Raw genomic sequence first — 26,263 nt, forward strand, 5'->3', positions numbered from 1 at the left:
TACGCTGATGCGTACCTGGCTCAGACAGATGGGGCTTACTCTGCGGCTTGTGGCCGCAGAGTACCTTCCCGTCAGAAGCCCCAGGCGCCAAGTATGACCAGCGGCTTACTCCGACGCACCGGGTCCCGACCATGCAGCCGTCCCGCTGGCAGTCTGTCCGTTCTGGTTTTTGGGGGTGTGAGGTGTGGTGGTGTGCCGGAGGGTGGTGGGCCATCAGCGCTGCGCTGGATGGCTGCAGGGGCTGAGTTTCCTTGTGGTGTGCTGGGAGGGTGTGGGCTATCAGCGCTGCGTTGGATGGTTGCAGGGGCTGAGTTTCCTTGTGGTGTGCCGGGAGGGGATGGGCATCGGCGCTGTGGTGGATGCGTTGTGGGGGGAGTGTGGCATCGGCGCTGTGGTGGATGCAGTGGAATGAGGTTTTGGCGGTTTTTGTCGAAGGGTTTTTGTTGACTTTTGATGGTGGGGTGGTTATACTGAAGGTACATATCTGGGAACATTCTGGGCCGTTCGGCTATCTGATCCCCATATGGTTGGTTGTATAAATATGGCGGGGAGGAGCCGGTTGGTTGTGTGAGGTTTTTTCTTTTGCCATCATAGTGAAAGGAGGAAGCTTATGCAGAGGAAGCGGCTTGAGGATATGAATCTTCTGGATGATTTTTTGTTTAACGCGGTGATGACGTTTCCTGGTATTGGTGAGAGGTTTTGCAGGTTGCTGCTGCAGGTGGTGCTGGGGCGTGAGATCGGGAGGCTGCGGGTTGTTGCGCAGAGGGCTTTTGGTGGCCGGGATGAGGGTTTTCGCGGGGCGCGGCTTGATGTTCTGGCTGAGGAGGAGCTGATGGATGTTTTGGCGGATCCTTCTGTTTTTGATATTGAGCCGGATAATAATGGTGATGTTGTGAGTCTGAAGGATCTGCCGAAGCGGGTGAGGTTTTATCATGCGATCATTGATAGCCGATGTTTGAAGAAGGGTGAGGGTTTCGGGAAGCTTAAGAGGGTTTTTGTTATTTTTGTCTGTTCGTATGATCCGTTTGATCGGGGTAGGATGGTGTATACGATCCGGAATATGTGTGAGGAGATTCCGGAGATGGAGTATGATGATGGGCTGAGGACGGTTTTTCTGAATACGAAGGGGGATGGCGCGGGTGTACCTGAGGAGCTGGTGGCGTTGCTTCGGTTTATGGAGGATACCAGGGAGGTGAATGCGGTAAATGATGTTTTGAGGGAGTTGCTGGAGATGGTCAGGGTTGTTAAAGAGGATGGAAAGGTTACGGTGGCGTATATGAAGAGTTTTGAGATTGAGCAGATGTGGATTAATAAGGGGATTGAACAGGGGATCAGTCAAGGAATCGCCCAAGGGATTGAACAGGGAATTAGCCAAGGAATTAGCCAAGGAATCACTCAAGGGATTGAACAGGGGCGGAGTGAAGAGAGGGCGAATACGTTGAGGGAGAAGGCGCGTGCGGATCGGTTGGAGAGGGAACTGAGGAAGCTGCGGAAGCTACGGAGAGGTAGAAGAGATGTTTGAGGCGGAAAGGTTATGGTGGCGTATATGAAGAGTTTTGAGATTGAGCAGATGTGGATTAATGAGGGAATCGAACAGGAGATTAGTCAAGGAATCGCTCAAGGGATTGAACAGGGTTGGAGTGAAGAGAGGGCGAATATGTTGAGGGAGAAGGCGCGTGCGGATCGGTTGGAGAGGGAACTGAGGAAGCTGCGGAGGGGTAGATGATATTGTTTGGTTTTGGGAGAGTCCCTGGGTGTTTGGGCCTGGGGGCTCTTTTTTTGTGGGATGAATGGAGGGAGGGACGAACGGACAGGCTGCCAGCGGGGCAGCCTGTCCGTTCTGTTTTTTGGGGGTGTGAGGTGTGGTGGCCTGACGGGAGGTGGTGGGCCATCAGCGCTGCGCTGGATGGCTGCAGGGGCTGAGTTTCCTTGTGATGTGCCGGGAGGGGGTGGGGCATCGGCGCTGCGTTGGATGTGGGTGAGGTGAGTTTTTTTGCGGTTTGTCGTGAGGGGATTGGGGAATAGAGGTTGGTTTGGATATATTGTAGTGTTTTTGTGTAATATTTAAATTTATTTTTGGAGGATTTTGGATTATAATTATGGAAAAAGATGGTTGGCCTGATTGGTTGACTGGTTGATTGATATCCGGAGTTTTGGTGACTGTTTTGTGGGACTTGAGAGATGAGCTTCGGATGTGTGCTGATGTGGCTTGAGAGATGAGCTTCGGATGTGTGTTGATGAGGGGTGTGTGATGGGCTTCGGATGTGTGTTGATGTGGTTTGTGTGAGGGCTTCGGAGGTTTGTTGGTTTGGTTTTGAGGGTGGTCTTTTGGGGGCTGCCTGGGTTTTGGAGGGGAGTGGAGTGTATGTGTGATTATGTGGTTTTGCCGCTTTTGAATTCGTCTTTTGAGCCTGGGAGGGCTCGGGAGGTTGTTGAGGGGTTTGTGAATGTGGATTTGAGGAATATTGCGCGGGCTGAGCTTTTTTATTTTACGGGGCAAGCGGAGGAGTGTTGTGAGATCACGAGGGGGTATCTGTCCAGTAGGGTTATTGAGCTGAAGCTTTCGGCGTGTATTTTGTATGGGTATTCTAATCTGACGCTGGGGAATGTGGCGGCGGCTAAGCGGGGGATGGAGGGGATCCAGTCCTGTGTGAAGATTGCTATGAAGAAGAAGGTTCCTAAGGATGTTTATGCGTCCTGTCTTCTGGCGGGGTATGTGGGGGCGGTTTTGCTTCATCTGCCTACGGATGGGATGCCTGCTTTTGGGGAGTACAGCAGGATGCTTCCTGAGGGACTGAGGCTTTTTGCCACGTATGTGATGGCGCACCATACTTATCTTAACGGGGAGATATGGAGTGCTTATGGGATGGGGAAGGCTGCTTTGTTTATGGCGGATAGGTCGTATCCGATCAGTATGACGTATATCCACTGTATGATGGCGGTGTGTGCGATCAACCGAAAGCATAAGCAGGAGGCGCAGGAGGAGATGCTCCGGAGCTGGGAGCTGGCGAAGATGGATGGGTTTCTGGAGCCTTTTATTGAGCATCATGGGCTTTTGCGGGGGCTGATCGAGGCTTGTATCCGGAACCGGGATCCGGAGGCGTATCAGCGGATCACGGAGGGGGTGATTTCTTTCAGCAGGGGCTGGATGGCGCTTCATAATCCGGAAAACCGGAGAAAGGTTACGGGGGAGCTGTCGACGATGGAGTTTTCTATTGCCATGCTGGCAAGTGGGGGATGGACCAATAAGGAGATCGGAGAGCATCTGGGGATTTCCATTAATACTGTCAAGCATTACCTTACGGATATCTTTTGCAAGCTGAATGTCAAGAAACGGGATGAGCTGAAGAAATTCATGTTAAAATAGTGACAGAGGCACTTTTTTTTGAAAAAACGGGCCTTACAAAACAACTGGTAGTGTTGTATAATAAATATCACGAATAGTCAGATTTTATCGGAGAAATCAGACGAAAAGAACCAGTAAACGAGTAAGTTAAGAAGGAGGAGTTGAAGACTGATTCTCGATAGCATCTGATAATGTCAATATCCTTACCAAAAATGCCTGGTATATTGACACTACAATCACATAAGGGTAAAATATTGAAAAGGTGTAACCTGTTTACTCACCGGCTAAAAACATGAAGCTTTTTTAAGAGAAAGGAATATAAACAGAAGTAAAGTAATAAGAAATACAGTACACGTTAATGCACACATAGGAAAGCGGGAAAGGTATGAAAAAATTAAGGAATAATAAGATCAGAAAACTCCTGGCATTTATGGTGGCTTTGGCGTTGATGGTATCCTGTATGCCGAGTGCATATACGATCTCCGCGAGTGAGGCGTTCGGAGATGGAACGGAGGATATATTTACAGATGGCGAAATTACATCTGAACCAGCGGCCGAAGAATCGACACCGGATGTAAGCAGCGCTGACCAGGAGGAAACGGAACAGGCGCAGCAATCGACGCTTACATATGAAAATGATTCTGTTAAAGTAACAGCAGAGGCACTGGAGGACGGAGCTCTTCCGCAGAATACAGCATTGAAGGCTGACAGCGTAAACGAGAATTCATCCGTATCTTATGATACAGTTTCTCAGAAGCTTTCAGCAGCAGCTACAGACAAGGGCAGCAGCCTGAGAGGTTTTTTTGCGTATGATGTGTATTTTGCTGATGGCGACGGAAACAGAGTCGAGCCGAACGGCAGAGTCAGAGTAACTTTTGAGTACAAGACACCGGCAGCACCGGAGCTTACCGATGCAGCCAGCACGAGTGTAACCGTTGAGAAGCTTCATTATAACAGCAGTACCGGTGATACTGATGTTAACACCTTACAGGCCAACGAAGATCTGAAGGTTCTGAATGTCAACGAGGGCAAACAGATCCAGACACTTCAGGTTGAGACTGGCAACGCAGCTGTTTTTGCCGTTATGTGGGATTCTCCTGAGACAGCAGATGTCGAGGCGGAAGCTGTTTCCGGTAATGGGGACGAGGTGTCTATCGCATCAGAGGAGCTTACGGACGGAATGGATATTTCGGACGAGCCTGAGCAGGATGCAGCTGAGACACCGGCAGCAGAGAATCCGGATGCTGAACCTACCGAAGCGCCGGCAGAGGATCCGGATGTGGTGGAAGAACCGGCAGAGGATATTGCGAGCCCGGATGAGGTTCCGGCAGCAGATGAGAATGGTGAGACAAGCCTGATCGAGGTTCTGGGAGACGATACGAATCTTCGTGTCAGTCCATCTGTCGAGGCAGAGGTTCTGGCAACTGTAAACGCAGGAACACAGCTCACACTTCTGGATACCGTAACAGCAGAGGACGGAGCAACCTGGTACAAGGTTTCCTGGGAAGGAACCGAGGCTTACATAAGAAGTGATATGGCACAGGTTGTTGATAGCAGTGATGAGGCAGAAGAGCCTGAGGATGTTCTGGAAAGCGAAGAAGTTTCTTATTCCCAGGAAGTTGGTAATGTAGTTGTAACTGCAACAGCAGCGAAGGGCGTTATTCCGGAAGGTGCACAGTTTGTTGTGACTCCGATCGAGAAAGGTTCTGACCAGTATGCAGATATCGAGAAACAGCTTCACGAGGGTGCAAAAAATGAGAGTTATACAGTAGCAGGTTTTCTTGCATACGATATTAGTTTTCTGAATGACGATGGAACTAAGATCGAACCGCAGAACGGAAGTGTCAGGGTATCTATAGCCTACAAAGAAGCAGAAATCCCAGAAGATGTAGCTGAAACAGATACAGCACAGGAAAACATGAATGTATCTCTGGTACATTTTGTGGAGGATGCAAATGGTAATGTCACAGAAGTTGTTAATATGAGCAACGATGGACAGGCTGAAGTAAGTACAACCGACAATGGAGAGATTGAAAGTGCAAACTTTGAAACAGAGAGTTTTTCTACTTTCTCAGTTGTATGGTTGGCAGATGATTTCACTTCTGTACAGACAACTAGTAGTTATGGTGTGGAGGAAACTGTTGATAGTGCTAAAAGAGGTATTACTATCAATATGTTTAATTACGATACTGCTGGAATAAATGAAGGTCATTCTTTGAAGTTTAGTAATGGAAGTGATGGAGGAAACGAGGATTATAATAAGTATAGAGGGCCATCTGATCTCTCTCTTGGCATTATGCAAAAGAGATTGGGAGAAGATTCATATCCGATAGTAGATAAGGGTAAAAAAGAGAGTAGTTCGTATTTATTCTCAACGAAGGAAGGTACGGGCAAGGAGTTTTATTCTGATGCAAATTACTTATTTAAACAAGATGCAGATGGTTACTATGAATATGATAGTACTAAAAATTTTGCACAGTTTAATAAAAATACAAAAGAGTTTACTGTATATAAGGTACCAGGAAGTAGTAAAGATCCAATAGACCTACAACAAGGTTCGAAACATGGAAGTTTCTTTCCATTCAATACATTAGGTGATCATAAATACTGGGGTATTCCTCAAATTTCAGAAAAATCTCCAGATTTCCATTTTGGTATGACAATGTCAGCTAAATTCATTCAGCCAAAAGACGGAAAAATTAATGGTAATAATATGGTATTTGAGTTTTCTGGAGATGATGATGTATGGGTTTACATCGATGGCGTTTTGGTGTTGGATATTGGTGGTATTCATAATGAAGTGCTTGGTTCTATTAATTTTGCTGATGGTACAGTTAAAGTTGGTAGTAACATTAATACAAATTTAAAAAAATTATTTAATGATGCAAATATAAAAGGAGATTTTGTTAGCGGAAAGAGTATTTTTAAAGATTACACAGCGCATACAATCAATTTCTATTATCTCGAAAGAGGTAAGGGTGATTCCAACTGTAAGCTTAAGTTCAATCTTCCAACAGTTCCGAAGAAGTCGGTTACGGTTGAAAAACAGTTGAGTAATACGGATAAGGAGAAGTATGCAAATGTAGAGTTTAAATTTCAGTTACTTCTTCAGGATGACAAAGGGGAGTATGTTCCATCAAATACTGCAGGTACTTTAAGCGATGATAGCGAAGTTGAGTTCAATCGTGAAGAAATAAATGGCGTTCCCTACGATAATGTGTTTACGTTGAAACCTGGTCAGAAGGCAATTTTCTCTGGACTTGAGGAAAATAAGAATTATAAGGTTCAAGAACTTGGTGTATCAAAGGACAGATATGATCGGGTTTTAATCAATGGTGAAGAGACAACAAATGAGAATGGAAATGTTATTTCTAAGGAAGCTACAGTTGGCAGTAGACCAGTGGTAGTGGTTACCAATGTACTTGCCAGTGTTGCAGAACTTGATCTCAAAAAAGTCAATAAGGATCAGAAAGCGTTAAGTGGTGCTCAATTTACTCTTGTAAATTCAAAAACCAAAGAATCACAGAGTGCTATATCAGCAGATGGAACAGGACGTGTTAATTTTACAAGGTTAGGACTTGGGACATATACATTAACAGAAGACCTTGCACCTGATGGATATGAAGCATCAAATGAATCTTGGATTGTAAAGGTTACGTTATCTGATGATAAGAAGGCAGTGGCAACTCTTTATAAAGCAGATGGCAAGACAAAGATAGAAAAAGATACAAGTGATTCATTGTATCATATCATGAATTATACACAGCAGGAGATTATTGAATCCAGTATGGATTACAGTAAGACTGCAACTGTAAACGACTGGGATAAGAGAACTTATGACATCAATATTACAGCATCATCCAAAACAACAAGTTCTAGCGTAGTAACAACAGGTGGAATTGCGGATGTAGTAATGGCATTAGATGTTTCTGGCTCCATGAGCTATACACAGACAGCGGGAGAAACGAATGCAAGGTACGTTAGCGTTGGACAATATAATAATATTAGAAATTCATTGAAGCCAAATAAGATTTATTACTATAGTTGGGTTAATAAGTATCCAATGATTAATGTAGGTAATAAGTGGATGTATTATAATAATAGTTCTTGGAAGGAGATTAACGATTCTGATTGGGCTTATATATATGAGTGGCCATCAAGAATAACTGCGTTAAAAGAAGTAGTAAATCAATTTATAAGAAATACGGCTACAAGTTCATCTGAGAGTAATATAGGACTAGCGCCATTTAATACAGCTGTTAAAAATGCTACAGAGACATTGTTAAATGTTGATAAAAATAAGGATACTTTGATAAAAAATGTTAGTCGGTTGTCTGTAATTGACGGAACATCACCACATACAGCATTAAATAAAGCATTGGAACTCTTGAATAATGCTAAAAATCCTAAATATGTAATCTTGTTTACCGATGGAGAACCAACAGGTCCTAGTGATAAGTGGGATAAGAAGTATCAGCAAAAGGCAGAAACTGCCGCTAAGAGCTTAAAGGATAAAGGTATCAAAGTATTTACGGTAGGTTTTGCATTAAGTGAGAGAGGACAAAAATTCCTGGCAGGTGATAAAAATGATTCGAAAAATTATCCAGGAATTGCATCTGAAGGTTGTGCATTTAATGCGGCTAATGCGGAGGAGCTTGCTAAAATTTTTGAGACAATCCAAAACACAGTTACTGAGCCTTCCGCTATTCAGAATGCTACTATTACAGATGTAATTGATCCGAGATTTGTAATTCTTGATAAAGATGGAAAGGCTATCACAGCGGATCAGTTAAAGGATGGAAAAACAGTCCAAGTTAATGACGGAACAGTTTATCTTGATGCTAAGGGAAATCAGTGTATTAAATGGGAAGGACAGACAATTCCTAATAAAAAGGAAAATGAAGCCGGCAATGCTTGTTGGAGTAAATCTATTAAAGTAAAAGCCAAAGATGATTACATCGGTGGCAACAATGTTCCAACCAACGTATCACCGGATTCAAAGATTTCTACAGGATATGGAGATGCAATTTTACCACAGCCAACAGTTAATGTAAAAGCAGATCTGACAGTGGATAATCTTGAGAAGGTTATTTTCTTAGGAGATCCAACACCGACAGCTGATTTACCAGATTCTATGTTGAGTTCTATTTTGCAGAAAAGCAAAAACTATGTCTATAATGAGACGACTAAAGAACTGGAGCCAGTACGGGTAACTAGAGATGATCTTACTTGTAGTTGGGCGAAAGATGAAACATTTGGAAATGATAAACTTACTGATTTGGAGAGTATGGCAGGGGATCATCCAACAGAAGATCCTACTAGATATTATCTAAAAGTAACGTATAATGCTGGTGAACCGACAGAGACAGTTGACACAAAGCCAGGTAGTACAGAAAATACAGGTGGGCATATTGCTGGTGGAAAGACTCACACAGTAACCGCTATAAATAGCGACACTAAGAATTATCCAAGTAAAGAATATGGAGTTTATACAATCCATATTATCAAAGGTCAGATTCAGATTACTAAGAAGCTTGAAGATGCTGCAAAGAAAGAGGGAACATTTACCTTTAATATTTATAAAGGTAGTGCAGATGAATCAAATCTTGTAAAAACAGTAACTGCGACTGTAAAAGCTGGGAATACCGACGCTAAGTTCACTATGGGGAATAATGAATCCGAAAAAGCCATTGTTGCCGGGTTGGCTCGTGGTGAGTATATTGTGCAGGAAGTAAGCCTGAGTGGTTATCAGTTTTTAGATGCAAGTAATGATTCAAAGGTAACTAATTGTAAATCTGAAAAGAGTAAAGATATCAAAGATATCAAATTTACAATTGGTACAGACAACGATAACAAAAATGCATTAGAGGCTGAAGCACTGAACGTTGGAAGTGTTGATTATGCAAATTATGCAGGTCCAGGATGTGTTGGTAAAGTTGATTATACTAACAAAGAAACTGTGGCTAATGTAGATTTTGTAAAAGTTGATGCGGCAGATAATAATATAACGATTAATGGAGCAATGTTTACACTTTATAAAGCGGATGAAAGCTGGACTAAAGGTGACAAAGTCAAAGCTGTGACATCTGAAAATGGTGGAACATTTGGATTTGAAAAATTGCTTCCAGGTAATTATCTGTTAAATGAAACAAAAGCAGCTACAGGCTATTCGTTAGTAACTGAGCCTTGGAAAATCGTCATTAAAAATAACGGAGAAGTTACAGTTACAAAGAATGACGGAAAAACAGTAATAGTAAAGAATTCTGATGAGAGATATAAGATTGAAAATGCAAAGGTATATTCCTTACCAGAATCCGGTGGTCCGGGAACCTATGGATTTACAATCAGTGGTGTAGCGATTCTTGCAACTGCACTCCTGTTGTTTATAAATAATAAACGAAGGGAGGAAGAAGCAAAGAGATCGTAACACATTAATTGTAAATGGCCGATGAAGGGCGAAAAAGAAAAATGCAGAGAAAGAAAGGAGCAAACCTTATGAAAAATTTATTTAAAAAGATTGGTGCATTATTAGTGGCAGCGGTTATGGTACTGTCCATGTGCACAGCAGTATTTGCAGATGGAAATGCAAATGTTGTAATTAAACTTAAAGATTTTGAAAATGCACAAAAAGTTGAGTATATGCAGATCATTCAAAAGGATGAGAGCACAACTTCTGGTTGGGCATTTATGAATGGAGCAGGAAAATGCTTTACAGATGCATTAAAACTTGCAGATTCCTCTGATGCACAGCAGAAAGTTATCTGGGGATTAATTCAGTTTCAAAATGATACTGTTGTTTTACCGACTGGCGTAACAGCAGCAACTGTAACAGCAGCAGATATTGACTTAGCATTAAGTAAAGTTGCAGGACTTCCTGGATTCACAGAATTAACAGATAAGACAAAAACAAAAATTGAAGTAAATAAAGCTGGTATTTATGCAATTAAAGCAGAAGAAGAAGGTTATACTTATAAAACAGCAACTGCTTATGTAGGATTTGGCGAGCCATATCCAGCGTTAGCAAGTACAGAAGTAGCTGCTAAAAAATCTTCAACATCTGTAGATAAAACAACAGCAGATGAAGATCATGTAGTAGCAATTGGAGATATTGTAACTTATACAATTGAAGCACACGTACCTTTTATTGATGCAGCAAATACAGAGAACAGAACATTTACAATCACTGATAAAATTACTGGTGCTGATTATTATTTAACTGGTACTGATTCTGTTAGTAGTGTAAAAATGGAAGGTACAAATGATCAGGTTGGTAGCATCGTTGTAGATCCTAAAGATGCAACAAAATTTACTGTCAATTTAAATAGCTTAGTTGCGTCTAAAGATAATCCAAATGCTGGAAAGAAAATCACAGTTACTTATACTGCGAAAGTAAACGCATTAACCGTAGAGAACAAAGCAGGCAGTCATGTAGCAAATATAGAGTACGGCGCAAACAATGTTCCTGTTAAGGTATTTACCGGAGAAATTACTTTAACGAAATATGGTGATAATAAGGAAAATAACGTATTAGCAAGCGCTGAATTTGAAGTATATAAAGATAATGCAACTACACCATTAAAGTTCAAACAGCAGGAGAATGGAAATTATAGATACGCTCCAGATGCAAAAGATGCAACTACCACTGTTATAACTAATGGAGAAGGTAAAATTGTTGTAGAAGGTTTAGACGTTGGTTCTTATCATTTTAAAGAAACAAAAGCACCAACAGGATATTCTATCAATACAGATGGTAAAACAATTGAGCTTACTCAGACGGGTGTAGCTACAGCGATTATTAAAAATAGTGATAAGTTAAATGATACCAAACTCAACTCCCTTCCAGCCACAGGTGGCATGGGAACATACCTCTTCACTATCATCGGTGTTGTAGTTATGGCTGGCGCTGCTGGTGCTTTCTTCATCAGCCGCAGAAAAGGATCTGAGGAGTAATCGTTTGATTGCCGGATCGATTCAATTCAAAAATTATTTATAAGCAACGACAAAGCAAGTATTAAAATAAAGTAGTAAATCTTTTACCGCCCGGCCCTTTCGGGGGCCGGGAGTGGTAAATACAACAGTATGGAGAAACCTATGAGAAAGAATAAGAAGAAAAATTATATTGGACTTGGTTTGCTGTTTCTGATAGGGTTGTCCATACTGCTGTATCCAATGGTCAGTGATGCCTGGAACCGGTACAGGGACAGCCTGCTGATCAGTAATTATAGCAGCAGTGTTTCTTCGGATGATAATTCGGAGAAGATTGACAGTATGTGGAAGGCAGCTCAGGAGTATAACGAACAGATCAAGCAGGAAAGTGTGCCGGATGCTTTTTCCGTGAGGGATGGACAGACGGACAGTACATATGAGTCTCTTCTGAACCTGAATGGTGATGGAATGATGGGGTATGTGGAGATTCCTGTGATCGATGTGAGCATTCCAATCTATCATTACACGACAGATGAGTCTCTGGAGAAGGGCGCCGGTCATTTGTTCGGCAGCAGTCTTCCGGTTGGCGGCAAGAGTACCCATTGTATTTTGTCGGCACACAGAGGACTTCCAAGTGCGAAACTTTTTACAGATCTGAATCTTGTGGAAGAGGGAGATGTTTTTTACCTGCATGTGCTGGGTAAGACTCTTGCCTACGAGGTGGATCAGATTCTTACCGTTCTTCCGGAGCAGACAGAGTCTCTGGGTATCACGGATGGGGATGATTATGTAACGCTGGTTACGTGTACGCCTTATGCGGTGAATACGCACAGACTTCTGGTGAGGGGACACAGAGTTCCGATGAAGGCTGCGAAGGCGGTTCAGAAAACAGAGAAGAAGGTTACCGGAATCACCAATCCGACGCTTCCGATGCTTGCTCTCTGTGTTGTGATCGGAATTGTGATCGCGGTGATCCTGGTTGCCGGTATCAATTCTGTTCAGAACAAAAAACGACGCAGGAAATAATTTATGGCTAAAAAGAAAAAAAAGAAAAAGAGTAATGTTGTCCTGAACATCATTATCGGCCTGGTGTTTCTGGCGGGGGCGGGGGTGTTCCTTTATCCCACGATCAGTGATATGTGGAACCAGTATCGAAATGCCCAGCTGGTCAGTAAGTACGAGGAAGCGGTAACGGAGCTTTCGGACAACGACTATGACAGGCTGTGGAAAGAGGCGAAGGAGTATAATGCCGAGCATCCGGTGAATGCCATTGTAGATGCTTTTGAGGAAGAGGATACTTATGAGCTGAGTCATCCTTATGACAGGGTTCTGGATCCGAACGGTGATGGTCTGATGGGGAGTATCGAGATCCCGAAGATCAAAGCCAGACTGGCGATCTATCACGGACTGAGCAAAACGGTCCTGGAAAAGGGTGTCGGTCATGTGGAGGGTACCAGCCTTCCCATCGGAGGCAAGAGCACCCATGCGGTTCTGGCGGCGCATCGAGGTCTTCCTAACGCAAAGCTTTTTACAGATCTGGATCAGATGGAAAAGGGAGATATTTTTATCCTGCACATTCTTGGCAAGCATCTGGCCTACAAGGTGGATCAGATCAAGACGGTGCTTCCGGATGAGACCAGTGACCTGGATATTATCGAGGGTGAAGATCATGTGACTCTGATCACGTGTACCCCTTATGGAGTTAACACCCACAGGCTTCTTGTCCGGGGAGTGCGGACGAAATATGTGGTGGAAGATACAAAGAATGACGAAACGATACCGCAGAAGCTTGCTGTTGTGGATCCGAAGAGGGTTCTGGCCGGCGGCGCTGCAGTGCTTGTTGTTCTGATCCTGCTGATTTATCTGATCGTCCGTTATAGGGACAAAAAACGGAAAAAGAAGCAGCTTTCAGAAAGGAAAGAGGAGGCAGAGAGCGATGAAAAATAGAAGAAAGCAAGGGAAAATATTCCGGAGCCTTCTGGCTGTTCTGATGCTGACGGCTATGCTGGTCACGAGTGTTTTGCAGCCGGTTTTCGCTGGGGATTATGAAGCTGGAAAAACAGGTAATCTGACGTTGACGGTTCAGCAGGCGGATGAGGAGGGAAACCAGACTCCGCTGCCGGATGTAGGGCTGACGATCTACAAGGTTGGCAGTGTGAATTTTGATGGCAATGTGCATTTCGTGTTGGATGAGGCACTGGCTGCCGCAGAGATCGATTTTGATTCCATCACGACGGCTGATGGCTGGTATGAAGCGGCAGAGAAGCTGGCGGCTATGATCGTCAGCGGAAGCGTGGATGTGTGGGGTATGTCCAAGTCCTCTGATGCAGAGGGGAATATGACTTTCGCTGATCTGGCTGAGGGTATGTACCTGGTGGTGCAGACAGATGGAAACAGCAGTGTTATGGTTTCACCGATGCTGATCTCCGTTCCTTTTGCAGATCAGGAGCAGGGCTGGATGTACGATGTACAGGCTTATCCGAAGTCTGTAAGTAATCCCCAGAAGCATACACAGATCCAGGTTACGAAGAGGATCTATAATGTTGATGATAACGGGAATGTGATTCCTCTGGAAACGAAGGAGGATGTAACTTATAAGGTTGGCGTTTTTTCGGATCAGGAAGGTACGATCCCGTTCCGTGATGATTATTTACAGGATATCCATATCCAGAATGCTTCCAGTGGTACAGCTACATGGACGGATGTTCCGGATGGCACCTATTATGTATTTGAGCTGGATGAGGATGGAAATCCTCTTCAGCAGAATACGAAGATTAAGGTGGATGATGAGAATCTTTACTACTACAATGTAACGAAGCCGAATGGTGAGAGTGAAGAGAAGTCCAATCAGGTTGTGATCGGTGGAGATAGTGGTGCTGCTGAGGCAGCGGCTTATGTAAATAACTATTATACAAAGATTTCCGATATATTCAGCCGTAACGGATATATCAACATTAAGAAGAATGTGATGATCGATGGTGTTGCTTCTACTGTGGATGATACGTTCTATGCAGGTTTGTTCTCCACTGAAAGTAACGGTGAGCTGACGCTTGAGAAGGTAGTGACTCTGAAACAGAATGATAGTGTTCAGGTAATGGTGGATCTTCCAACAGATCAGGAGATCAACAGTGTTACTTATACTGTTCTGGAGACGGATAAGGATGGAAATCCGGTTGATGATGATACCTTTAAGTATACAGTTACCGGTCAGGGTGAGGTTACACTGAATAATGATAACCGATATACTGTAACAAAGGAGATCACTAACAGTCTTTCTTCCGAGCCGACACCGATTCCGACTGCTACACCTGGAGCAAATCATGGTGGAAATGATCGGATCACTCCGATCCCGAATAATGGTACAGCGGGCGGAACTGCTCCGAACGATACCAGCGGTACAGCAAGACGTTCTGTAAAGACCGGCGATGATACACCGATCGGCGTATGGGTTGGAATCCTTGCAGCAGCGATCATTGTTGGCGGTGGTGCAGCTTATGGAGTTAAGAGAAAGAAGAAAAAATAAATAACGGATCATTCTGAAGGATGATCGATGGAAGAACCGGGCGATGTGGATGCCCGGTTCTTTTTTTGAATATTTATGTATTGGGGATGAAAAAGCAGCGGGTGATATTTTTTCTCGAAAATTGTTCTTGACATTTTGGTATGATAAGTATATTGTATGTGTTGCAGTAAATTTCATAAAAGATAGCCTTTTATTCAGAGTGGTGGAGATACAAAGGATCTGTGAAGCCACGGCAACCCCGGAGAACCCAGGAAGGTGCCAACCTGAGCGAGCAATCGAACAATAAGAGGATTGTTTACAGAATTTAAACAGTCCGGATTGTACGGGCTGTTTTTTATGTATATAACCATTGTTTTATTACAAAAGGAGAAGATCATGGAGAAAATTTTATTTACATCTGAATCTGTAACTGAGGGTCATCCTGACAAGGTCTGCGACTCTATTTCCGATGCGATCCTTGATGCTATGATGGCACAGGATCCGATGAGCCGTGTTGCATGTGAGACTGCTACTACAACAGGTCTTGTACTTGTTATGGGCGAGATCACAACCAAGGCTAATGTTGATATCCAGAAGATCGTTCGCGATACTATCCGTGAGATCGGATATGACAATGCGGATTATGGCTTTGATGCAGATACCTGTGCGGTTATCACATCACTTGACAAGCAGTCCACAGATATCGCTATGGGTGTTGACAAGGCTCTTGAGCAGAAAGAGGACGATATGAATGAGGACGAGCTGGATTCCATCGGTGCCGGTGACCAGGGTCTTCAGTTTGGTTATGCTTCCAATGAGACTGAGGAGTATATGCCATATGCCATCAACATGGCTCACAAGCTTGCTCAGCAGCTGACAAAGGTTCGTAAGGACGGCACTCTGAAATATTTAAGACCGGATGGAAAGACTCAGGTTACTGTTGAGTATGATGAGGCCGGCAAGCCGAAGAGAATCGATGCTGTTGTATGCTCTACACAGCATGATCCGGATGTTACTCAGGAGCAGATCCATGAGGACATTAAGAAGTATGTTTTTGATGCGATCATTCCGGCTGATATGGTTGATGCGGATACGAAGTATTTCATCAATCCGACAGGTCGTTTTGTTATCGGCGGACCTCACGGTGACAGTGGTCTGACAGGTCGTAAGATCATCGTTGATACCTACGGCGGAACAGGACGTCACGGCGGCGGTGCTTTTTCCGGTAAGGACTGCACAAAGGTTGACCGTTCTGCTGCTTATGCTGCACGTTATGTTGCAAAGAACATTGTTGCAGCCGGTCTTGCTGACAAGTGTGAGATCCAGCTTTCCTATGCGATCGGTGTTGCGCATCCGACTTCTGTCAGTGTGAATACCTTCGGAACAGGTAAGCTTTCTGAGACTAAGCTTGTTGAGATCGTTCGTGAGAATTTTGATCTTCGTCCGGCTGGTATCATCAAGATGCTTGACCTTCGCCGTCCGATCTACAAGCAGACTGCTGCTTATGGTCATTTTGGCCGTACAGATGTTGATCTTCCATGGGAGCATCTGGACAAGGTTGAGACTCTGAAGAAGTATCTGTAAGAGAGTCAAAAAAAATATTTATATATCCTTTTGGCAGGAATATTGATTTTAAGAAATGCATATGATATAATGCCATTAGGCAAAAGAGATAGTAATAGTTCCAAAAGAACAAAGAGTGAAGCCCCCGGTAGTGCCAATACCGGGGGCTTCTTCTAATTTTTTATAGTGGACAAGAAACCACTAGGTTAGCGTTGTCCTACTTGTTGCCGTCTAGCCATTTGCAAACGTAATAGGCAGTTATGTTTGCCATGCAGGAAACAAGAAAAGAGATAATAATTTCCAAAAGAACTCACCTCCTCCCGTTGCCGGGTATCGGGTGGACAACAAAAATATGATAGCATAGTTTAGAACAAAATGGAATAATACTGATGCTGGAAGATGGGGTTTTTTATAGAAAATTTAGAGATAGGGAATATAGTTTATGTTATAATACGTGTATGTGAATGTGTGAATTTATAAAGGACGGAGATACAGATGAAGTTAAAAACACGTATTATTGTGGGCTTCGTTGCGATCATCCTGCTGCCGCTGCTTCTTTTTTCCGCAAGTCTGTACGGGTTCAGCCAGACGCAGGCGAAGCATGTGCAGGAGAGCAGCAGCCAGGCTTCGGATTCCAGCCAGATGGTCTATGATATTTCGCTGCCGCAGTCTTCCAGCAGCCAGGTGAAGCTGATGGCTAAGGATATGATCCTGACCGCAACGATCATCCTTGTTTTTACCGCATTGTCCGTAGGGCTGTGGATCTATCGGAGCATTGCGGTTCCGCTGGTGAAGCTTAAGAAGGCTACCAAGAACATCAAGGAGGGGAATCTGGATTTTGTGCTGGAGGTTGAGGGGAATGATGAATTTTCCCAGCTTTGCCAGGATTTTGAGGAGATGCGTAAGCGTCTGAAGGAGTCCACGGAAGAGAAGATCCTGATGGATAAGGAGAATAAGGAGCTGATCAGCAATATTTCCCATGATCTGAAGACGCCGATCACTGCGGTGAAGGGTTATGTGGAGGGAATCATGGATGGTGTGGCGGATACGCCGGAGAAGATGGACCGGTATGTGCGTACCATTTATAATAAGACCAATGAGATGGATCATCTGATCAATGAGCTGACCTTTTATTCCAAGATCGATACCAACCGTATTCCGTATACGTTCAGCAAGCTGAATGTGGAGGATTATTTTTCGGATTGTGCGGAGGAGCTTGGGCTTGAGATGGAGACCAGGGGGATCGAGCTTGTGTATGCCAATTATGTGGAGAAGGGTGTGCAGGTTATTGCGGATGGTGAGCAGATCCGCCGTGTGATCCATAATATCGTGAGTAATGCCATTAAGTATATGGAGAAGCCAAGGGGGATCATCCAGCTTCGTGTGAAGGATGTGGGTGATTTTATCCAGGTGGAGATCGAGGATAACGGCAAGGGGATTGCCGCCAAGGATCTGCCGTATATTTTTGACCGTTTTTACCGTACCGATGTTTCCAGAAATTCTTCCAAGGGAGGAAGCGGTATCGGACTTTCCATCGTAAAGAAGATCATGGAGGATCATGGTGGAAAGGTCTGGGCCACAAGCCGGCTGGGAATCGGAACGATCATGTATTTTGTTCTCAGAAAATATCAGGAGGTACCGCTGAATGAGTAGGATTTTAATTATAGAGGATGAGGAAGCGATCGCGGATCTGGAGAAGGATTATCTGGAGCTTTCGGGTTTTGAGGTGGAGATCGAGAACCGTGGTGATACGGGGCTTGTACGTGCCATGAAGGAGGAGTTTGATCTGATCATCCTGGATCTGATGCTTCCGGAGGTGGATGGCTTTGATATCTGCCGGCAGGTCCGTGAGGAGAAGAATACGCCGATCATTATGGTTTCGGCCAAGAAGGATGATATCGATAAGATCCGCGGACTGGGTCTTGGCGCGGATGATTATATGACCAAGCCGTTCAGCCCAAGTGAGCTGGTTGCGCGTGTGAAGGCGCATATGGAGCGTTATAACCGGCTGGTTGGTTCCAATGTGCATAAGAATGATGTGATCGAGATCCGTGGTATTAAGATCGATAAGACGGCCAGGCGTGTGTGGGTCAATGGTGAGGAGACGACGTTTACTACCAAGGAGTTTGATCTTTTGACCTTTCTGGCTGAGAATCCGAACAGGGTTTTTACAAAGGAGGAGCTTTTCCGGGAGATCTGGGATATGGAGTCTGTGGGTGATATCGCTACGGTTACGGTGCATATCAAGAAGATCCGTGAAAAGATCGAGTTTAATACGGCCAAGCCTCAGTATATTGAGACGATCTGGGGTGTGGGGTACCGGTTTAAGGTGTGAGTCTGTGGGGAAGGCTTCGGATGGAGCTGCTGCAGGTGTATGAGTGCAGATCGGAATGATGGTGTATGATCTGCCGGGTGCTTTTGAGAGGAGTGGAGATATGCCGCTGTTGAGGGAAAGAATTTATACGATAGAGGATATTTATGCTTTGCCGGAGGGTGAAAGAGCGGAACTGATCGATGGACATATTTATTATATGGCGCCGCCGAATACGATGCATCAGAGGATTTCAAGTATTTTGTCCAGAAAGATAGGTAACTATATAGATTCTAACAAGGGCAAATGTGAGGTGTTTGCCGCACCGTTTGCGGTGTATCTGGATGAGAAGACGAATACTTATGTGGAACCGGATGTTTCTGTTATCTGTGATCCGGATAAGCTGGATGACAGGGGATGTAAGGGGGCTCCGGACTGGATCATCGAGATCGTTTCTCCGGCGAGCAGGCGTATGGATTATTATACCAAGCTGTTTAAATACAGGACTGCCGGTGTGAGAGAGTACTGGATCGTGGATCCTGTGAAGAAGCTGGTAATGGTGTATGATTTTGAAAATGAGGATACGGAGCAGTATACATTTCAGGATTCGATCAAGGTGGGAATCTATGAGGAGCTGAGGATCGATTTTGCTGAGATGTGATAAAAATGGAGGGGAATATCGTCTGGTGATAGCCCCTCCTTGTTTTTAGGATGAAAAGGACGAACTATGGAAGACAGATTATACAAGAAACTGGAAGCGTACGGTAAGAGTGATTTTTATCCGTTTCATATGCCGGGGCATAAGAGGAATCCGCTGGCTGTGGAGGGGGATTTTCCGGTGGAGAGTGATATTACGGAGATTGACGGGTTTGATAACCTGCATCATGCTGAGGATATTTTGAAAAGGGCGCAGGAGGATGTTGCACGGCTTTATGGTGTGCCGGAGAGTTTTTATAGTATTAATGGAAGCTCCGGGGCGATCCTGGCGGCGGTGTCTGCGGCTGTGGATAAGGGGGGACAGATCCTGGTGGCAAGGAACTGCCATAAGGCGGTTTACCATGCGATTTATCTGCGGGAGCTGAGTGTCACGTATATTTATCCACATGAGGATCCGAAATTGGGGATAAACGGAGGGATTTCACCTGGCCGTGTGGAAATGTATCTGGCGGAAAATCCGGAGATCCAGGCGGTGCTGATCACTTCGCCGACTTATGACGGGATCGTGTCGGATGTGGCGAGGATCGCGGAGATCGCGCATCACTATGGTGTGCCGCTGATCGTGGATGAGGCTCACGGGGCGCATTTTCGGTTTTCGGATTATTTTCCGGTGTCTGCGGCGCAGCTTGGTGCGGATGTGGTGATCAACAGTGTGCATAAGACGCTGCCCTGTCTGACCCAGACGGGGGTGATCCACCTGTGCAGTGATCGTGTGAGTCGGGAAAAACTGAAGCGTTTTCTGGGAATCTATCAGAGCAGCAGTCCTTCTTATATTCTTATGAGCAGCATTGATGCGTGCATGGATAAGCTGGAGCGTGAGGGGGATGAGATGTTCCGTGTGTTTACGGAGAATCTGGAAAAAGCACGCAGGCGTCTTTCCGAGTGTAAGTATATCCGGCTGGTGACGCCGCAGGCCTGTGAGTGCCAGAGAGTTTTTGATTTTGACAGATCCAAGATACTGCTTTCTACTGTGAACAGTTCGCTGAACGGCCGGGAGCTGCACCAGATCCTCCGGAGGGAGTTTCATCTGGAAATGGAGATGGAGGCGGAGAATTATGTGCTGGCGCTGGCGGCTGTGGGTGATACGGCGGAGGGCTTTGAGCGGCTTTGTGATGCTATTGAAGAGATCGACCGTCGTGAATCGTTAAAATACAGAGAAGAGGCTGTGGAGAAGGAGCCCTTGAAAAACGGAAAAATGAAGCAGATCATGCGGATCTCCCAGGCTATGGATGCGGAGAGTGAGCGGTGTCCGCTGGATGAGTGTATCGGACGGACGTCCGGGGAGTTTGCGTATCTTTATCCGCCGGGGATCCCGCTGATCGTTCCGGGGGAACAGATTTCTGGACATTTCGTAAAAAATGTGAGAAGATACCTGGAACAGGGCTTTGAGGTCCAAGGCCTGAGCGACCAGACCAGTGAGACGGTGTGTGTTGTGAGAAATGAGATGTGAGGTGCGTGGCAGCAGACGGCTCTGTGTATTACGGATCAGAGCGTGTATAGTAACGCATATGCAGCAGAGGAGACATATGGGAAAGATTTTTTACATTATGGGAAAAAGCTCTTCCGGTAAGGACAGTATTTACAGACAGCTGGAGGGGAATCAGGAGCTGGGGCTTAAGCGGCTTGTGATCTATACCACCCGTCCGATCCGAGATGGAGAGGTGAACGGAAGAGAATATTTTTTTGCAGATGAGAATAAACTGAAGGAGTTCCGAAGAAACGGGAAGCTGATCGAGGCGCGTACTTATCAGACGGTTTACGGGCCGTGGACATATTTTACTGCGGATGACGGGCAGGTGTCTGTGGGTAATGACAGCTATCTGGGGATCGGTACACTGGAGTCTTTTGTGAGGCTCCGGGAGTATTACGGCAATGAAGTGATGTGGCCTATTTATATAGAGGTGGAAGACGGAGAGCGTCTGGAGCGTGCGCTTGCCAGGGAGAAGACCCAGGAGGTGCCGAAGTACGAGGAGATGTGCAGGCGTTTTCTTGCAGACCAGAATGATTTTTCCGAGGAAAATATTCTTAAAGCAGGTATATGGAAGCGTTTTGAGAATCATAATCTGGATGAATGTGTGAAGGAGATCGTAAATTATATAAAATCTGTACAATAAGGAAAAATAGTTTTTTTTATACAGAAGATTATGTTATAATTAGTTGAAAGATGTCCGCCGGGTATAACGGAGGGCACAAAAGGCAGAAAGAGGTGATTCTTATGGCAGGATTTCATGACATCATCGGCCATGACGATATAATCAGGCATTTGAAGAATGCGATAGAGACAGGGAAGGTATCCCACTCTTATATTTTTACAGGGGAACCGGGATCCGGCAAGAAGCTTCTTGCGGGGACTTTTGCGGCAGCGCTGCAGTGTGAATCGGGAGAGTCTGAACCGTGTATGACTTGTGATTCCTGTAAGAAGGTGATCGGCAAGAATCATCCGGATATCATTACAGTAACTCATGAGAAGCCTGGAAGCATCAGCATTGACGAGGTGCGTGACCAGGTTGTGCGTGATGTGGATATCAAGCCGTACTGCAGTCCGTATAAGATCTATATCATTCCGGATGCGGAGATGATGACAGTGCAGGCGCAGAATGCCATTTTGAAAACTATCGAGGAACCGCCGGAATATGCGGTGATCATGCTGCTGACAAGCAATATCGACAGTCTTCTTCCTACGATCCGTTCCAGATGTGTGCGTCTGGATCTGAAGGTGGTGGATGACAGTCTTGTGAAGGAATATCTGATGGAGCATCTTCAGGTGCCGGATTATCAGGCTGAGATCGATGCGTCTTATGCGCAGGGCAGTATCGGCAAGGCGAAGGAGGCTGCGACTTCTCAGGAGTTTGCGGATATGACTGCCAATGCCCTGAAGATTTTGAAATATGCCAATTCCATGGAGGTTTATGAGCTGACAGAGGCGATCAAGACTTTGACTGCTGATAAGAATAATATCAATGATTATCTGGATATTTTCCAGTTCTGGTTCCGCGATGTTCTGATGTTTAAGGCAACAAGGGAAATTGACAACCTGGTTTTTAAACAGGAGATTAATTTTATCAGAGAGCAGGCCAGCGAGCGTTCTTATGAGAATATCGAAAAAATCCTTGAGGCACTGGAGAAGACGAAGGTGCGTCTCCGTGCCAATGTTAATCTCGAACTTGCCCTGGAGCTCCTGTTCCTGACAATTAGGGAGAAATAGAATGGAAAAGGTAGTTGGAGTCAGATTTCGTAACGTTGGTAAGATTTATTATTTTAATCCTAAGAATTATAAGGTGAAGGTCGGCGATCATGTGATCGTGGAGACTGCCCGTGGTGTGGAGTATGGCCGTGTTGTCCTGGAGCCGCGCAGCGTGAAGGAGGACGAGGTGGTCCATCCGCTGAAGGAGGTTCTCCGTGTTGCAACGAAGGAGGACGAGGATCATGAGGCTGAGAACCGCCAGAAGGAGAAAGAGGCTTTTAAGATCTGTAAGAAGAAGATCCGTGAGCATGGGCTTGATATGAAGCTGATCGATGCGGAGTATACCTTTGATAATAACAAGGTGCTGTTTTATTTTACAGCGGATGGCCGTATTGATTTCCGGCAGCTGGTTAAGGATCTGGCGTCTGTGTTTAAGACCAGGATCGAGCTTCGCCAGATCGGTGTCCGTGATGAGACGAAGATCCTTGGCGGTATTGGTATCTGTGGAAGGACGCTTTGCTGTCATACGTATCTTTCGGAGTTTGCGCCGGTTTCCATCAAGATGGCGAAGGAGCAGAATCTTTCTCTGAACCAGACGAAGATTTCTGGTGTCTGTGGTCGTCTGATGTGCTGTCTGAAGAATGAGCAGGAGACTTATGAGGAGCTGAACCGGAATCTTCCGGGTATCGGTGATATGGTAACGACGCCGCAGGGTGTTTCGGGTACGGTCCAGAGTGTGAATGTTCTCCGGCAGATGGTTAAGATCGTGGTTGAGGTGAATGACGAGAAGGAGATCCAGGAGTTTCCGGTCCGTGATCTGAGGTTCCGCCCTAAGAGAAAAAAGGGTAAGGGTGGTTCTGCTGACCACGAGGAGAAAGAGGTTAAAAAGGGAGATTCGAAGCCGAATGAGAAGTGATCTGGTTTATTGCGGTGAGCGTGTGGATGATCTTCAGAATGGGTTGTTTGTGATCCAGGATCCGAAGAAGTTTTGCTTTGGGATGGATGCGGTTCTGTTGTCTGGTTTTGCCCGGGTGAAGAGGGGTGAGGTTGCGCTGGATATGGGGACCGGTACGGGGATCATTCCGATCTTGCTTTCTGATCGTACGGATGGGGAGCATTTCACGGGGCTGGAGATCCAGCATGAGTGTGCGGAGATGGCTGACCGTAGTGTGAGGTATAATGGTCTTGAGGACAGGGTTCGGATCGTTGAGGGTGATATCAGGGAGGCTGCCGGGATTTTTGGGGCGGCTTCTTTTGATGTGGTGACGTGTAATCCGCCGTATATGATCGGGCAGCATGGGTTGACGAATCCGCATCTTCCGAAGGCGATCGCGAGGCATGAGATTTTGTGTTCGTTTGATGATGTGGCTTGTCAGGCTGCCCGGGTCCTGAAGGACCGGGGGCGGTTTTTTCTGGTGCACAGGCCGTTTCGGCTTGTGGAGCTGATGGCGACTTTGACGAAGTATAAGCTGGAGCCTAAGAGGATGCAGCTGGTGTATCCTTTTATTGATAAGGAGCCGAATATGGTGTTGATCGAGGCTTGTAAGGGCGGGAATTCCAGGATCCGGGTTGAGCGGCCGCTGGTGGTTTATGAGCGGCCTGGGGTTTATACGGAGGATGTTTTGGAGTTGTATCGGATGGTGTGAATGTTGTGATGTTGTGGCTTAGGGTGGCTGCCCCGGTTGTGAGAGATTGGGGTGGCTGCTCGGGAGGTTTTGGGCCATCGGCGCTGCGCTGGATGGCTGGGAGGTAGTGGTGGTTGTGGTACTTCGGTTGGTGAAGGGACGGCGAGGGGAGGCAGGCTGCTGGTGGTGACACGCTGCGCCCCCTGCTCGGCTGCGGCGCCGGTTTGCTGCCATTCGCGCAAACTCGCTTCGCTCAAACAGTGCGCTCGGTGGCAGCAGCTATCCTCACCTCGCTGACGGGGGCTCCGCTAACGTCACCACCAGCAGCCTGCCTCCCCTCGCCTGAGATTCAAAGCGAGAGATCGCAACGCGTAGCGCGCTGAGTAGCGAAGCATACAGACGCCTTGCCGGAAGTGAACCGCAGAGAAAGTGAAGAAATAAAACAACATCGGCATAGCGTAGCGCACTGAGTATCGAAGAATACAGACACCTTGCCAGAAGTGAACCACAGAGAAAGAGAAGAAATAAAACAACATCGGCACAGCGTAGTGCGCTGAGTATCGAAGAATACAGACGCCTTGCCAAAAGTGAATCACTGAGAAAGTGAAGAAATAAAACAACATCGGCCCAGCGTAGCGCGCTGAGTACCGAAGCATACAGACACAAGTCAACAAATAAGAACAACGAATCCCTTGCACTACTTAAAAAAAGCCCAAGGGGTGTGCAGAGGGGGCGCGGCTTTGCGGCCCCTTTGCGGTTTTCAAAGTTCCCAAACTTAAACACCCCCCCGCGGTCAAGCGGAATAACCCCCACGGTCAAGTGGAATATCCTCCGCGGTTAAGCAAAACAACTCCCCGCGGTCAAGCGAGAAAAGAGGCAAATTATGAAACAAAACGGAAAACTATACTTATGCGCCACCCCCATAGGAAACCTCGAAGACATCACCCTTCGAGTACTAAGAACCCTTCGGGAAGTGGACTTAATCGCTGCGGAGGATACCCGCAACAGCATAAAACTTCTGAATCATTTTGATATAAAAACCCCCATGACTAGCTACCACGAATACAATAAGATCGATAAGGGCCATGTCCTCGTGGAAAAGCTGCTGGCGGGTACAAACATTGCGTTGATCACAGATGCAGGTACTCCCGGTATCTCAGATCCCGGGGAGGAGCTTGCCGCCATGTGCTATGAAGCCGGAATTGAAGTGACTTCACTTCCGGGTCCTGCTGCCTGCATCACTGCTCTGACTTTGTCAGGCCTGCATACCAGGCGTTTTGCTTTCGAGGCTTTTCTTCCGGCGGATAAGAAAGAACGAAAAACGATCCTGGAGGAGCTTTCCTGTGAAACCAGGACTATTATCCTGTATGAGGCACCTCACAGGCTTGTACGGACTCTTGGTGAGCTCAGAGAGGCGCTTGGCAACCGCCGGATGACTCTTTGCAGAGAGCTGACCAAGAAGCATGAGACGGCATTCCGGACTACGATCGATGATCTGATGGATTTTTATAAAGATGAGAAGCCGCTGGGTGAATGTGTTCTTGTGATCGAGGGCAGGAGCCGCAGTGAGATGGAGGCGGAGAAGCGTGCTTCCTGGGAGGAGATTTCCATTGCGGAGCATGTGGCGATGTATGAGCAGCAGGGGAATTCCAGGAAGGATGCCATGAAGCTTGCTGCCAAGGATCGTGGTGTTTCCAAGCGGGATATTTATAAGGCGCTTCTGGATGGAGAAGGTTCTGCTGAATGATCAGGTGTAATTGTGGTACGGATCGTAGGTAACGTGATCGTGGATGATTGAATAAGCTGCATACTGTGACCAAGGATTTTTGGGAGCGTATGTGGCTTTTTTTATTGTGGTAATAAAAAGTACTGTGCGGATTTTGTCGAAATGATTTGCTTGCAGTATAGAGCATATTGTGCTGTGTTTTGAGATTGCATTTAATAAGATACTTTTTTGCCTGTATTTCCTATGATTTTGCGTGGAAATACAGGCTTTTTTGTGCTATAATAAACTCTGTATTCGTATGTAAAAAATATTTATTTTACAGGTATAAATGACACTTCCGGAGCGGGTTTGAGAATTGCTTTC

Annotated in this window: 18 protein-coding genes and 1 riboswitch; all 18 genes read left to right on the forward strand. The window is 45.6% G+C overall.

The features are described from left to right. Positions 1 to 610: 610 nt before the first annotated feature. The 18 genes from GPK58_RS04700 (at position 611) to rsmI (ending at position 25,921) form a co-directional block, all read left to right on the forward strand. Entirely contained in the window at positions 611 to 1,522 is a 912-nt protein-coding gene (locus tag GPK58_RS04700; protein ID WP_215638291.1) for an Rpn family recombination-promoting nuclease/putative transposase, read from the forward strand. 24 nt (positions 1,523 to 1,546) lie between these two features. After that, positions 1,547 to 1,726: a hypothetical protein gene (locus tag GPK58_RS04705; RefSeq protein WP_215638292.1), complete on the forward strand. Its 180-nt coding sequence runs from the start codon at positions 1,547 to 1,549 to the stop codon at positions 1,724 to 1,726. 723 nt (positions 1,727 to 2,449) lie between these two features. Next, a complete protein-coding gene (locus GPK58_RS04710; RefSeq protein WP_330627203.1) occupies positions 2,450 to 3,367 on the forward strand; it encodes a helix-turn-helix transcriptional regulator in 918 nt (305 codons plus the stop codon). Between the two features lie 364 nt (positions 3,368 to 3,731). Beyond that, complete coding sequence (locus tag GPK58_RS04715) at positions 3,732 to 9,773, forward strand: SpaA isopeptide-forming pilin-related protein (RefSeq protein ID WP_215638294.1); 6,042 nt, start codon at positions 3,732 to 3,734, stop codon at positions 9,771 to 9,773. 68 nt (positions 9,774 to 9,841) lie between these two features. Then, the gene (locus GPK58_RS04720) at positions 9,842 to 11,296 is read left to right on the forward strand and encodes a SpaH/EbpB family LPXTG-anchored major pilin (protein ID WP_215638295.1); all 1,455 of its coding nucleotides are present in this window, start codon (positions 9,842 to 9,844) and stop codon (positions 11,294 to 11,296) included. Between the two features lie 141 nt (positions 11,297 to 11,437). Then, positions 11,438 to 12,298: a class C sortase gene (locus tag GPK58_RS04725; protein ID WP_227752307.1), complete on the forward strand. Its 861-nt coding sequence runs from the start codon at positions 11,438 to 11,440 to the stop codon at positions 12,296 to 12,298. Between the two features lie 3 nt (positions 12,299 to 12,301). Then, on the forward strand, positions 12,302 to 13,219 hold the full coding sequence (locus GPK58_RS04730; RefSeq protein WP_215638296.1) for a class C sortase: 918 nt from the start codon (positions 12,302 to 12,304) through the stop codon (positions 13,217 to 13,219). Then, positions 13,209 to 14,795, forward strand: a complete 1,587-nt coding sequence (locus tag GPK58_RS04735) for a pilin N-terminal domain-containing protein (RefSeq protein ID WP_215638297.1) — start codon at positions 13,209 to 13,211, stop codon at positions 14,793 to 14,795. The genes GPK58_RS04730 and GPK58_RS04735 overlap by 11 nt, the downstream gene beginning before the upstream one ends. Before the next feature lie 187 nt (positions 14,796 to 14,982). Then, a riboswitch (SAM riboswitch) is annotated at positions 14,983 to 15,084 on the forward strand. Between the two features lie 86 nt (positions 15,085 to 15,170). Continuing rightward, positions 15,171 to 16,358: a methionine adenosyltransferase gene (gene metK / locus GPK58_RS04740; RefSeq protein ID WP_015526574.1), complete on the forward strand. Its 1,188-nt coding sequence runs from the start codon at positions 15,171 to 15,173 to the stop codon at positions 16,356 to 16,358. 474 nt (positions 16,359 to 16,832) lie between these two features. Then, entirely contained in the window at positions 16,833 to 17,990 is a 1,158-nt protein-coding gene (locus GPK58_RS04745; protein WP_114001972.1) for a sensor histidine kinase, read from the forward strand. Further along, positions 17,983 to 18,672: a response regulator transcription factor gene (locus tag GPK58_RS04750; RefSeq protein ID WP_015526575.1), complete on the forward strand. Its 690-nt coding sequence runs from the start codon at positions 17,983 to 17,985 to the stop codon at positions 18,670 to 18,672. Before GPK58_RS04745 ends, GPK58_RS04750 begins: the two co-directional genes overlap by 8 nt. A 100-nt stretch (positions 18,673 to 18,772) precedes the next feature. Further along, positions 18,773 to 19,309 carry a Uma2 family endonuclease gene (locus tag GPK58_RS04755; protein ID WP_022426158.1) on the forward strand — a complete coding sequence of 179 codons (537 nt, stop codon included), beginning with the start codon at positions 18,773 to 18,775 and terminating at the stop codon, positions 19,307 to 19,309. Positions 19,310 to 19,375: 66 nt separating this feature from the next. Further along, on the forward strand, positions 19,376 to 20,815 hold the full coding sequence (locus tag GPK58_RS04760; RefSeq protein WP_015526576.1) for an aminotransferase class I/II-fold pyridoxal phosphate-dependent enzyme: 1,440 nt from the start codon (positions 19,376 to 19,378) through the stop codon (positions 20,813 to 20,815). A gap of 76 nt (positions 20,816 to 20,891) precedes the next feature. Further along, complete coding sequence (locus tag GPK58_RS04765; RefSeq protein WP_015526577.1) at positions 20,892 to 21,479, forward strand: guanylate kinase; 588 nt, start codon at positions 20,892 to 20,894, stop codon at positions 21,477 to 21,479. Positions 21,480 to 21,580: 101 nt separating this feature from the next. Then, positions 21,581 to 22,570, forward strand: a complete 990-nt coding sequence (holB, locus tag GPK58_RS04770) for a DNA polymerase III subunit delta' (protein WP_015526578.1) — start codon at positions 21,581 to 21,583, stop codon at positions 22,568 to 22,570. Between the two features lies 1 nt (position 22,571). Further along, positions 22,572 to 23,465 carry a PSP1 domain-containing protein gene (locus tag GPK58_RS04775; protein WP_021651243.1) on the forward strand — a complete coding sequence of 298 codons (894 nt, stop codon included), beginning with the start codon at positions 22,572 to 22,574 and terminating at the stop codon, positions 23,463 to 23,465. Further along, positions 23,455 to 24,195: a tRNA1(Val) (adenine(37)-N6)-methyltransferase gene (locus GPK58_RS04780; protein WP_059086497.1), complete on the forward strand. Its 741-nt coding sequence runs from the start codon at positions 23,455 to 23,457 to the stop codon at positions 24,193 to 24,195. The genes GPK58_RS04775 and GPK58_RS04780 overlap by 11 nt, the downstream gene beginning before the upstream one ends. Before the next feature lie 862 nt (positions 24,196 to 25,057). Further along, complete coding sequence (rsmI, locus tag GPK58_RS04785; protein ID WP_044962018.1) at positions 25,058 to 25,921, forward strand: 16S rRNA (cytidine(1402)-2'-O)-methyltransferase; 864 nt, start codon at positions 25,058 to 25,060, stop codon at positions 25,919 to 25,921. The last annotated feature ends 342 nt before the right edge of the window (positions 25,922 to 26,263 follow it).

The organism is Blautia sp. MCC270 (genome assembly GCF_018785605.1).
Classification (GTDB): domain Bacteria; phylum Bacillota; class Clostridia; order Lachnospirales; family Lachnospiraceae; genus Blautia_A; species Blautia_A fusiformis.